The organism is Gammaproteobacteria bacterium (assembly GCA_041395725.1).
Lineage (GTDB): Bacteria > Pseudomonadota > Gammaproteobacteria > Pseudomonadales > Pseudohongiellaceae > NORP240.
In genome coordinates, this window is sequence record JAWKZW010000001.1 from 897,462 (window position 1) to 909,488 (window position 12,027).

At 57.7% G+C, this 12,027-nt stretch carries 7 protein-coding genes; 1 reads left to right on the plus strand and 6 read right to left on the minus strand.

Translation table 11 applies throughout. The features are described 5' to 3' along the window. Positions 1-65: 65 nt before the first annotated feature. The 6 genes from R3F50_03965 to R3F50_03990 all read right to left on the minus strand — a co-directional run bounded on the left by R3F50_03965 (position 66) and on the right by R3F50_03990 (position 6,610). The gene (locus tag R3F50_03965; protein MEZ5489460.1) at positions 66-1,100 is read right to left on the minus strand and encodes a D-cysteine desulfhydrase family protein; all 1,035 of its coding nucleotides are present in this window, start codon (positions 1,098-1,100) and stop codon (positions 66-68) included. Positions 1,101-1,175: 75 nt separating this feature from the next. Further along, positions 1,176-1,571 carry a hypothetical protein gene (locus R3F50_03970; protein MEZ5489461.1) on the minus strand — a complete coding sequence of 132 codons (396 nt, stop codon included), beginning with the start codon at positions 1,569-1,571 and terminating at the stop codon, positions 1,176-1,178. Positions 1,572-1,747: 176 nt separating this feature from the next. Continuing rightward, positions 1,748-2,515 (minus strand): cytochrome b/b6 domain-containing protein, encoded by a 768-nt coding sequence (locus R3F50_03975; protein ID MEZ5489462.1) that lies wholly within the window; start codon positions 2,513-2,515, stop codon positions 1,748-1,750. Positions 2,516-2,596: 81 nt separating this feature from the next. Further along, positions 2,597-3,598 (minus strand): xanthine dehydrogenase family protein subunit M, encoded by a 1,002-nt coding sequence (locus R3F50_03980; GenBank protein ID MEZ5489463.1) that lies wholly within the window; start codon positions 3,596-3,598, stop codon positions 2,597-2,599. A gap of 1 nt (position 3,599) precedes the next feature. After that, the gene (locus tag R3F50_03985) at positions 3,600-6,020 is read right to left on the minus strand and encodes a xanthine dehydrogenase family protein (GenBank protein MEZ5489464.1); all 2,421 of its coding nucleotides are present in this window, start codon (positions 6,018-6,020) and stop codon (positions 3,600-3,602) included. Positions 6,021-6,025: 5 nt separating this feature from the next. Then, a complete protein-coding gene (locus tag R3F50_03990; protein MEZ5489465.1) occupies positions 6,026-6,610 on the minus strand; it encodes a (2Fe-2S)-binding protein in 585 nt (194 codons plus the stop codon). 828 nt (positions 6,611-7,438) lie between these two features. Between R3F50_03990 and gltB the strand changes: the two genes are divergently transcribed. Beyond that, a complete protein-coding gene (gene gltB / locus R3F50_03995; protein MEZ5489466.1) occupies positions 7,439-12,004 on the plus strand; it encodes a glutamate synthase large subunit in 4,566 nt (1,521 codons plus the stop codon). The last annotated feature ends 23 nt before the right edge of the window (positions 12,005-12,027 follow it).

Here is a 12,027-nt window from a genome sequence, read left to right on the forward strand (position 1 = left end):
GTCGGGTTCCATACCGGTAAAACCAGTTTACCGTCGTCTGTTCTGAGCGATCTGTGATAAAGAATTTATGCCGATAGAAAGTCAAGGTTTTGTCGTTGGGGAAACAGCCCGAAGAGCCCCCCCGTGTGCACAAAAACCAGATTCTTTGCCGCCGGCAATTGTGATTGCTGGCCACGCTGGGCCTTTTGCAGCTCACTAACCATGCCATGGAATGCCTTACCTGTATAGACCGGATCGAGGAACAACCCTTCCAGCCGGGCTAACTCCGCAATGGTGCCGAAAACCGCCGGATCAGCCCGGCCATAGCCCGGCCCTAGGTAACCTTCCAGGGTATTGATACGAAAAGAGGCGGTGTCCAGATTCACGCCATACCGGTCCCGCCAGAGCGCCAGGTCACTGCTTACCTTGCGGGCAAAATAGTCGGCATCGTCACTGACATTGAAGGCCATGATTTCCGCTCGAATCCCAAACAGGCTCTTACCGGCAATCAGCCCAGCCTGGGTGCCGCCGGAACCGGTGGCCACCACGATATAATCCGGGTCGAGCCCCTGCTGCTGAAAATCCTGCTGCAGTTCCTCACTGGCGGCCACGTAGCCCCACAGGCCGATTTCGTCGCTCGCACCTACCGGGATAAAGAACGCGCTGCGCCCGGCGCTCCGATACCGGGCCTTGATCTGGTCTGCAACCTGAGGATGCGACGCCCAGTCCTGCTCGGACAGGTAGGTCACCTGCGCACCCGCCAGGTAATCCAGCAGCAGGTTTCCGTCTGCTGACGATGGCTTTTCGCCACGCAGCAGTAAGTGGGCCCCCATACCCAACCGGGCAGCCAGGATAGCAGTGGCTCGACAATGGTTGGATTGCACGCCACCACAGGTAATCAGGGTGTCGCAACCCTCCTCCCTGGCCTGAGCGATACAGAACTCCAGCTTTCTGATCTTGTTTCCCGATACCTCCAATCCGGTGAGCTCATCGTGTTTCACCCAGATATCAACACCTTCGAAGCGTTGGGAATACCGCTCCAGCCGCGTCAACGGAGTCGGTGTATTGGCTAACTTCAGTCGCACCGGCCACTGCATGGAAAACTCCTGCGTCTCTGCCATCAGGCAGGTCTCTAAACAAAAAACGGGATGAAGAGCCTGCCTTCATCCCGTTCCATGATTCCAGCCTCAGGGGAGTCAGCGCTTGGCTTCTTCCCACATAGGTTTCTGTTCTGGCTCACTGCCAAGCGGTTCCCTTGCCTCGCCATAGAGAAACAGGTCTGTCAGTACGGCTCGCAGGTGGATCGAGGCGTTCAGGTTATCGACTATTTCAGAGCCGATTTTGTCCTGGGCCAGGATAAAACCCACCGCCGCACTGGCCTTGGTGCAATCGTCGGCAATCAGTTGTTCAAAATTGTCAGCGCTGTTTGAGAACGCCTTGATCAGGTTCTGCATGGCCTGCAGCATACCCTGAAGGGTCGGCCTGGCATGGGGGCCCGGGCCGGATTCCAGGTCGGCGGGACGGCCCTGGGCCGCGTAAGCCAGCAGGAACTCGTAGCCGGATTCGATGGTTTCTATATCGTCGCTAGTCACGGTATCAGTATCTCGATTAGTCGGAAGTTAGGGAATCAGAAGGTTAACGGGTTCAGGCCGGCGGCCATGCCCGGGGGCAGAGTACAATCCAGGCAGAACAGGATGGCCAGAGCAGCCAGGCTTCAAACAGAGGTAAATATCGGCCGGCAATGGAACTTGCCGGCCGACAGATCCATTTATTCAGCTTCTTTAGGCGACCACTTGGACGTGTCGTGATTGGCCACCATTTCTTCTTCGGAAATCCATCCCTTCACCATGGAGCGCGTGTAAAACAGCTTCTCCGGTCGCAAAGCGAAGTAGATGTGGGTAGCCGCCAGCGCGATAAGCGCCAGGGTCGACAGCCCGTGCAGCAGGAAAATAAGGCCCAGCTGACTTTCCGGCATGCTGTTGGTTCGATCCCAGAACGGCGAATCAATCTGCATGAACAGAAGTACACCGGTTACGATCACGGTACCGGCTATAACAGTCACAGCCCAGTGCATACCTTTTTGCTCGAAGGAATACTTGCCGGGCTTCTGGGAAGAGTCGAACGGCTCGCCAAAGTCCTTGGGGCTGAGAATCATGGACTTGAAATCCTGCCAGAACAGAGACCGGATGATATGAAACACCACCACAAAGGTGAGAATCAGTCCGGAGATCCAGTGCAGATTCAACCAGGCAAATCGCCAGCCGATGATAGGTGCCACACCGGTAATGATCAGGGCAAAAATTGCCAGCGCCATGATCCAGTGGAAAGCGCGATCTATTGCCTCATGACGACTTACCCGGCGACCTTCTGCCGAAGGCATGTCCATTTTTTTGTTAGCAAGTGCAGCCATGATGATGGCGTGTGCAGCCAGTAATACCAGCACCGCAACAGCAACCACCCAGAGCAAATCCCAGGATACTCCGAGAATTACTTCGTCACCCCAAACATCGCGTTTATAGCGAACAATCTCACCCACGTTACTTCCCCTTAACTTTCTTTTTATTCAGTAAATACAGCTGCTTGTTAGTTCAAACAGCTGTATCGCCATGTGACTGACTTATGCCTGACCGCGAATTGCCCGTTTCACCAGGTTTTCCATCAGAGGCACCTTGAAATGGTTGTAATTCAACGGCCGGGCTCCCTCGGTGGCGATTGAAGCAACCTGGTTCGCAGTATCCTCGTTTCTCGGTCTGCCGCGCAGGGCGCTTTCCACATTGGTCAAGCGATGTGGAACACACTCAACGGCGCCACAGGCAAGCCGGGCTTCCTGGATAGTACCGCCGGAAACTTTCATGGCTGCCGCAACACTCACCAGGGCGAAATCCCAGACATTACGGTCGGCGACCTTTTCGAAGTAGAACTCGGCATTGGCCCAGCGGTCCGAAATGCGCACCGCGGTCAGTATTTCACCGGGGCGCAGTACGGTCATGTTTTCAATGTCCACTGCCGGACCCACGAAAAAGTCTTCCGCTGCCACCGTGCGCTGACCACGCTCACTGCTGATGACCATGATTGCCTCCAGAGCTACCAGCGCCGGCGCCGTGTCGGACGGGCTCACCGCAACACAGCGGCTCTGGCCAAAAATCGCGTGCTCGCGATTAAGGCTTTCCGGTGCATCGGCGTAGCAGATGTTGCCACCCGCCCGGTAGCAATCCAGGCCCCGTCGGTAGTACCAGCAGCGGGCGTCCTGGGCAAGGTTGCCTGCCAGTGTCCCGACATTGCGGATCTGCGGGCTCGCCACTTTGCTGGCGGCTGTCGACAGCAGGCCATAGCGGGACTGGATCAGCGGATTGTTGACGATTTCGGCCAGCGTGGTGAGTGCTCCGATTTCAATACCGTCTGCGGTTTCACGAATTCCCTTCCAGGCATCGATCTTGGTTAATTCGATCATTGCCGCCGGGGTCTTGTTGCGGTCCTTCAGCCAGCCGTAAGTGTCCTGACCGCCAGCCAGCAGCCAGCCTTCTTCACCCAGGGTCGAGGCCAGGGCCAGCGCGTTGGCTTCATCAGTAGGCTGATAAAGCTCGATATCGGGCATTACGTCATGTGTAGTAGCTACCATATCAACCTCGGAAATTGTTCTGGGCGAGACCCTTCGCTGATTCGGAAGTGCCTGCGTAGTGGTTAACGATCATGTCATTAGTAACCGGTGCGGTGTTGAACATGTGACCTTCGGTCGCATCCCAGAGCGCCGACGCCAATGCCGCAGCAACCGAGCCCTGTGCCGGTTCACCCACTCCGCGCGCCCCAACCGGATTTTCCGGATCGGGCAGATTGACACCCCCGGTAGTCATCTGGGGTGCCACATCCAGGATGGTGGGAACCTTGCTCTGCCAGTAACCGGTGCTGGCCGGCAGACCGTTCTGCGGATCGTACAGATGCCGCTCGTAACCGGCCAGGCCGATACCCCAGGTGGCGCCGCCACGTAACTGGTTGTCCAGCCCCTGCGGATGCACGACCGTGCCACAGTCAGAGAAATTGACCAGGTCCTTGATGTCGTATTTGCCGGTTTCGGTATCCAGTTCGATTTCAACCAGGGCGACACACAGCCCCGGTGGGGTGCCGTTGTGACGCGGGTCATTGAACACACCGATGAGGCCGGTACCCGCCAGACGATCGACCGAAAGCTTGGTGAACGCATCCAGTTCTTCCGGATACTCCTGGCCGCTGAAACGACCTCCAAGCTCGATTCCACGCTGTGCTATCTGCGCATAACTCATTGAAACGCTGGGGTTACTGCTGAGGAACACGCGACTGCCGTCGATGTCGTAGTCAGCCGCCTGCCCGCCCAGATCCATGGCAGCAATTTCCTTCATCTTGGTCAGCAGATCCTGCGCCGCACCCCAGTTGGTCCGGGTATTGGTAAAGATCGAGTTACTGCCGTCCTGGGGTGAAGTCATGGGCACGTGGCGGTCGGTACGACCGGAAATCACATCGCACTGATCCCATTCCATCTGCAATACTTCTGCAGCCGCCCGGGAGGTGGACGCATAGGAAAAGGTACCCAGGTTGCCGACACCGTTATGAATCTTCAGGCGTCCGTCGGGGGTCAGGCGCACGATGCCGTCCATGCCGCTTCGTCCGGCGTCGTGGTAACCCTGACCGATACCGATGCCGGTGATCTTACTGCCGTTACGCTGGCGGCTTCGGGTTATACGCTCGTTGTAATTAAAGGCCTCTTCCGCCAGGGCAATCGCCTCGGGCATGTAGGCGCTTGTTACCGGGCTGCGACGGGGACCGTGGGTGTCGCCGTTTTCAACGGCATTGATCTTACGGATTTCCAGGCGGTCGATACCCAGTTCCTGGGCGGCCATGTCCAGTACCGGTGCGATGATCGGTGCAATCTGGTTCTGACCGGGGCCACGCTGGGCACCGCGATGACCGGTGTTGGTGCCGACGCCGGCGCCCCGGAAGCGGACCGCCTCAGTCTGGTACAGCATGCTGATGGCGTCAGCCGCAGAGGAGTTGTCTCCGCCGCCGCCTTTGCCGCCATTGTCCTGAACAATGTAGAGATCCAGCGCGGCCATACTGCCATCTGGCTTGAAGCCGGCCTTGATCCAGCCCTGGAAGCCGACCCGGGCACCACCGATCAGAAGCTCTTCTTCGCGGCTGATGCGCATCATCACCGGTCGATTGATCATCTGGGACATCTTGGCGGGAATTGCCATGCTGGGGATGCTGTTGGGCCGGGCTTTCTGGCCGAAACCACCACCGGTGGCCTCGTTAATGAAGACAAAATCCTCGATCGGGCAGCCGACTATCTGCGCCATACCCTCGGCCACCGGCGACAGGCTCTGGGAGGAGCCGTGCACATAACACTTGCCGTTTTCCCAGTAGGCGAAGGCACTGCGTGGCTCCATGCTCATGTGGGGATAACCGGCGGTGGTGAAGGTGCTTTCGTAGACGTAGCTGGATGCCGCGAAGGCCGCGTCCAGATCGCCGTAAGACCAGGTGGTCTGCGGTTCAGCCGTTGGCTCGGCACCGTTACGGAAGGCCGTTACCTGGTCGCGGGACCATTCGTAGCGGGCAAATCCCTCACGGAAAACAAAAGTATTGCCGCCGGTATAGGCGTCAGGACCGCCCGGCTGCATGCTGTCAAGAGGGTCCAGCACAAAGTCCATGCGCTCGAAGGTTACCGATATGCGCTGCAGCGCGTCTTCGGCAGTTTTCTCATCGACCGCCGCGACAGCCAGAATCGGCTCGCCGATCAGCGTCGGTTCGTTAGTCAGGACCTTGAGCCCGGTGCTGTTCTGTTCGCCGTCAGGATACACGTCATCGGCTTTCAGAATCCCGAACACGCCGTCCATTGCCAGCGCTTCCGAATCGTCGATTTCCACGACGCGCGCATGAGGGATCGGGCTGGTCAGCAGGCGTATGTAAGCCATGCCCTCTCTTGCATAGTCCTCGGCGTATTTAATCCGGCCGGTTACCTTGCCTGGCACATCGGGTGGTACGAAGTCTTTACCTATATGCTTATAAGCCATGTTGATCACCCTATCTCAGCGGCGCGCAGAACGCCGCGAATATATGATTCATAGGCACCACAGCGGCAGATATTGCCGGCCAGTGCCTGTCGGACATCTTCCCGTGAGGGGCTTGGATTGGCTCGCAGCAATCCCACTGCGGACATGATCTGTCCCGGTGTGCAGTAGCCACACTGAGGTGACAGCTCATCAACAAAGGCCTGCTGCACCGGATGCAGTTCCCCGCTCGGTGATTCCAGCCCTTCCACTGTTTCGATGCGCTGATCCTTGACCGAATGGGTCAGGATGGAGCACGCGTAGTTGGGAACATCGTCTACCAGTACGGTACAGGCACCGCATTCACCACGGTTGCAGCCAAGCTTGGTGCCGGTGAGCCCCAGCTTGTAGCGCAGTGTGGATGCCAGAGTTTCATTCGGCGCCACGTCGACGGTCCGGGTCTGGCCGTTGACACTGATGCGGATCATGCGTTCTACGGCACCGGCCGGTCGGGACTGGCCCTGAGCCGAGTACCACAACGAAGTGGAGGAGACAGCCACACCAGAGGCGATAACACCTTTGATGAAGCGCCTACGCGTTAATTTAGGATTCACGGCTTTTCGCCTCCTTGAGAACTTGGAAGTGAGCGTTGCAGGCTTCTGAGAGATCTCGATACTATCTTGCTCGATCTTGCTCGAATTAATCTCGCGTCGATCTCGCTTCGATCCTCGATAATATCCTTAGATAATATCCTTAGTAGTATCTTGCGCGATAATATCTCGGTACTAAGGCAGGCAAGGGTAAATCACCTCCGGGTTTTTATCAAGTAATTGCCCGCACCACCGTGACGGGAAGAACAGCGCCCTGCCGGGGTCTCGAGCGGTTTGGCCGGGGACCCGGGAACGGTTTTTGCCACCCAGACCCCATTGGGCAATGCCACTGGCAGAGGCCCGGGCTCCCGACTCTGGCTGGTGGTGACCAGTGCCTGCTGCCGGCCCGGGAAACCGCGGGTTGATTGCCACAGCGCCCTGCGGAAGTCTGGAGGCTGCAGGATTGCGGTAATTGATCGGAGGTTCCTTACATTTCAGTAAGTTAGCCGACAGCACCCGGAAAGCCTGTGCTGGTAGCGGAACTTGACATATATTCTGCCGGTGTTATTGTGTCCGGCCCTTCCGCCATGGTGCTTTGCCGCGGCGTTCTGCGACACGCAGTCGGCAGTCGAAGGGACACAGGTTGAAATACCGAGCCTCGTCAGGACACCCCAACAGCTCTCGACCTCAAGGAGACCAGCAAGGCCGCTGCCTTAGCCTGGACGGGGTTACTAACGGTGACAGAAATCACGCCGACGGGCCATCGAATAGCACGGCACAGTGGTTGGTGAAGCGCCTGTATTGGGGCGCAGTAATCAGTGCGCTGTCAGGAATCAAGAGACAATTGAACCTATGAACAACAACGGCTTTGTCCCACCAAAATTTGGATTCCCCGAGAAAGACGGCCTTTACGATCCCGCCAGTGAGAAAGACTCCTGTGGCGTAGGATTTGTTGCCAATATCAAGGGCATCCCCAGCCACCAGATTATGCTGGACGCTTACCACCTCAACTCCCGCATGGATCACCGCGGCGGGTGTGGATTCGAAGCCAATACCGGCGACGGCGCCGGCATCCTGATGGGGTTACCCCACAGTTTTTTTCAGAAAATCGCTCTCGACGACCTCGGAGTCCAGCTTCCGGAACCAGGAAAATACGCGGTAGGCAATGTCTTCCTGCCACAGATTCCTGAAGAAGCGCAGAAATGCCGGGAAGTGATTAATCGCATCATTGCCGAGGAGGGTCAGCAGCTGGTTGGCTGGCGGGAAGTGCCCGTAGATCCGGTCAGTGCCGATGTGGGGCCGGCTGCCAGGATGGCCCAGCCAAAAATCGAGCAGCTTTTTGTTACGGCCGCCGATGGCCTGGACCGCGAGCAGTTTGAGCGCGCACTTTACATAATCCGCAAACGCTTTACGCACGCCCTGCGAGGCGACAGAACCCTGACCGAAGCCAAGCAGTTGTATGCCTGCAGTCTTTCGTCCAGGGTCATCGTCTACAAAGGCATGCTGACCCCGGGGCAGTTGTTTCCGTTCTACCAGGACCTGACCAATCCAGCCTGTGAAACTCACCTGGCGATGGTGCACTCACGATTCAGCACCAACACCTTCCCCTCCTGGGATCGGGCACAACCCAATCGTTTCATGAGCCATAACGGCGAGATCAATACCCTGCGGGGCAATGTCAATCAGATGGTTGCCCGCGAGGGGACGCTGGATACCGACCTGTTCGGCGACAAACTGCAGGAAATGTTTCCCATCATTGATGCCGATTGCTCTGACTCCGGCAGCTTCGACGCGGTACTCGAGTTCCTGTTGCTGGGTGGACGCTCCCTGCAGGAAGCCGTGATGATGATGATACCGGAAGCCTGGCAGTCGGATGCCAACATGGCACAGGCGAAAAAGGACTTCTACGAGTACCACTCCGCCATCATGGAGCCCTGGGACGGGCCTGCTTCCATCGTTTTTACCGATGGCAAGTACATCGGAGCGGTACTGGACCGCAACGGCCTGCGCCCCAGCCGCTACTATGTAACCCATGACGACAAATGCATCATGGCGTCGGAAGTGGGCGTCGTGCATGTGGCACCGGAAAACGTCAAGCTGAAGGGCCGCCTGCAGCCAGGCAAGATGTTCCTGCTGGATTTCGAAGAGGGTCGGCTGATCCCGGACGAGGAGCTGAAACAGACTCTGGCCAGCAAGCGTCCCTACGGCGAATGGCTGGCCACCCAGAAGGTGACGCTGGATCAACTGTCCCGGGACAGCGCCGCCCACTCCCTGGATTCCAGGGACATCCTGCCGCGCATGAAGGCGTTCGGCTACACCACCGAAACCATGCAGTTCATGCTGCTGCCACTGGTGACCGAAGCCAGGGATCCGCTCGGCTCCATGGGTAATGATTCAGCGCTGGCCTGTCTGTCGGATAAGCCGCGCATGATCTACGACTATTTCAAGCAGCTGTTCGCACAGGTGACCAACCCGCCGATCGATTCGATTCGGGAAGAAGTGGTGATGTCACTGGAGTGCTTTATCGGGCCGGAAGGTAACCTGCTGGAAACCACCGAATCCCATGTGCACCGCCTCAGTCTCAAGCACCCTATCCTTTCCAATAAGGAATTGAAGGATATGCGGGACATGGATTTCCGCGGCATGCGTTCCCGCGTCGTGGATATCACCTACCAGGCCAGTGAACAGAATGGCTTCAGCAAAGCCCTGGACCGCATCTGCGCGGAAGCCGCCCAGGCGATTCATGACGGCTTCAGCTTTGTCATACTTTCCGACCGGAACATCGGTCAGGACCGCATAGCAATCAGCGCGCTGATTGCCTGTGGCGCCGTTCATCATCATCTGATTTCCAACCACCTGCGCACCCGGATCGGCATCGTGGTCGAAACTGGCGAGGCCCGGGAAGTGCATCACCACTGCCTGCTGACCGGTTACGGCGCCGACGCCATTAATCCTTACCTGGCTTTCGAAGCCCTCTGGCAGGCGAACGGGGACGGCCTGCTCGGCGACGACTATCCGGACGAGGATCTGCTGGTTTATGCCTATAAGAAAGGTGTTGCCAAGGGCATGCTGAAAGTCATGGCCAAGATGGGCATCTCGACCCTGCAGTCCTACAAGGGCGCCCAGATTTTTGAGGCCGTCGGACTGGCTTCCGAGATAGTAAATCGCTGTTTCGTCGGCACTGCCAGTCGTATCCAGGGCATCGACTTCAAGGTGCTGGTCGAGGAGTCCGAGCGACGTCATCGCCTGGGATTCCCTGCGACGCAGGAAGAGCTGATCCCGGTACTGCCCAACCCGGGGGATTTCCACTGGCGCACCGGTGGTGAAGCCCATATGTGGAATCCGAGCACCATCTTCAATCTGCAGGTAGCGGCCCGCAACAACAGCGCCGATGCCTACCAGGCCTTCGCAAAAGCCACCAACGAGGATGCGACGCGAAAATGTACCATTCGAGGCCTGCTGAAATTCCGCACCGGCGTACAGGCACCGGTTGCGATAGACCAGGTCGAACCGGCCAGTGAGATTGTCAAACGCTTCGCTACCGGGGCCATGAGCCTGGGCTCCATTTCCACGGAAGCGCATGAATCCCTGGCGATCGCCATGAACAGGCTGGGGGGCAAATCCAATACCGGTGAGGGTGGCGAGGATCCGATCCGCTTCCAGCCACTGGAGAATGGTGACTCCAAGCGCTCCGCCATCAAGCAGGTTGCTTCAGGCCGTTTCGGTGTGACCATCTGGTATCTGAGCAACGCCGATGAATTGCAGATCAAAATCGCCCAGGGAGCAAAACCCGGGGAAGGCGGAGAACTGCCGGGCCACAAGGTGGACGACTACATTGCCAGGATCCGTCACTCCACCCCGGGCGTCGGTCTGATCAGCCCGCCACCCCATCACGATATCTATTCCATCGAGGATATTGCCCAGCTTATTCATGATCTGAAAAACGCCAACCGCGCGGCCCGGATCAGCGTCAAACTGGTATCAGAAATCGGCGTCGGCACCATTGCTGCCGGTGTCACCAAGGCCAAGACCGACCACCTGGTCATCGCCGGCCATGACGGCGGTACCGGTGCTTCACCGCTGACTTCGATCAAGCACGCAGGACTGCCGTGGGAGCTGGGTATCTCTGAAACCCACCAGACCCTGGTGATGAACAACCTGCGTTCGCGCGTAGTGCTGCAGACTGACGGGCAACTGAAAACCGGTCGTGACATCGCCATCGCCGCCCTGCTGGGTGCCGAGGAATTCGGTTTCTCTACTGCCCCGTTGATTACCCTCGGCTGCATCATGATGCGTAAGTGCCACCTCAACACCTGCCCGGTGGGTATCGCCACTCAGGATCCTGAGCTGCGCAAGAAGTTCAAGGGCAAGCCGGAGCATGTTGTCAACTACCTGTTCATGATTGCCGAGGAAATGCGTCAGATAATGGCCAGCCTGGGTGTCCGCACAGTCAATGAAATGGTTGGGCGCGTCGATCTGCTAGATACTGAAAGCGCGATCGATCATTGGAAGGCCAAGGGCCTGGATTTATCGGCTATTCTCAAGCCGGCCCGCAAACTGTTCCCCAACACCGAAGTATTTCAGTGCATGGGGCAGGACCACGGCCTTGAGAAGGCACTGGACAACGAGCTGATCCGGCTTGCCGCTCCGGCACTGGAAAATGGCGAGAAAGTTTTTATTGAACACGAGGTTATCAATATAAACCGGGTAGTCGGCACCATGTTGTCCAATGAGGTAGCCAAGCGCTATGGCGCCGACCTGCTGCCGGAAGACACTATCAACATCAAACTGCACGGATCGGCGGGCCAGAGCCTTGGCGCATGGCTTGCCAAAGGCATCACCATTACCGTCGAGGGCGACGCCAACGACTATGTCGGCAAGGGCCTTTCCGGCGGCAAGATCATTATTTACCCGCCAAAAAACAGCAGCTTCAAAGCCGAGGAAAACATCATCGCCGGCAACGTCAACCTGTATGGGGCGACCGGTGGCGAAGCCTACATACGGGGTATCGCCGCAGAGCGCTTTGCCGTTCGTAACAGTGGCGCCAGCGCCGTGGTGGAGGGAATCGGCGATCACGGTTGCGAGTACATGACCGGTGGCCGAGTGGTCGTGTTAGGCACGACCGGCCGTAATTTTGGCGCCGGCATGAGTGGCGGAATCGCCTATGTCTGGGATCCGGACGGTGATTTTCCAAGACAATGCAACCAGGAAACGTTTGAGCTGGAAGCGGTCAGTATCACGCCGGATATAGCCGAACTGAAAACCTTGATCGAGAATCATCTGCGCTACACGGATTCACCGGTGGCGAAGAACATTCTCGATCATTGGGAAGACAGCCTGTCACAATTCGTCAAGGTCATGCCGACGGATTTCAAGCGTGTGCTCGCAGAACGGGCAACTGCAGCAAGCGCCGCCTGATAGCGGCCGACCTGTCGACAGGC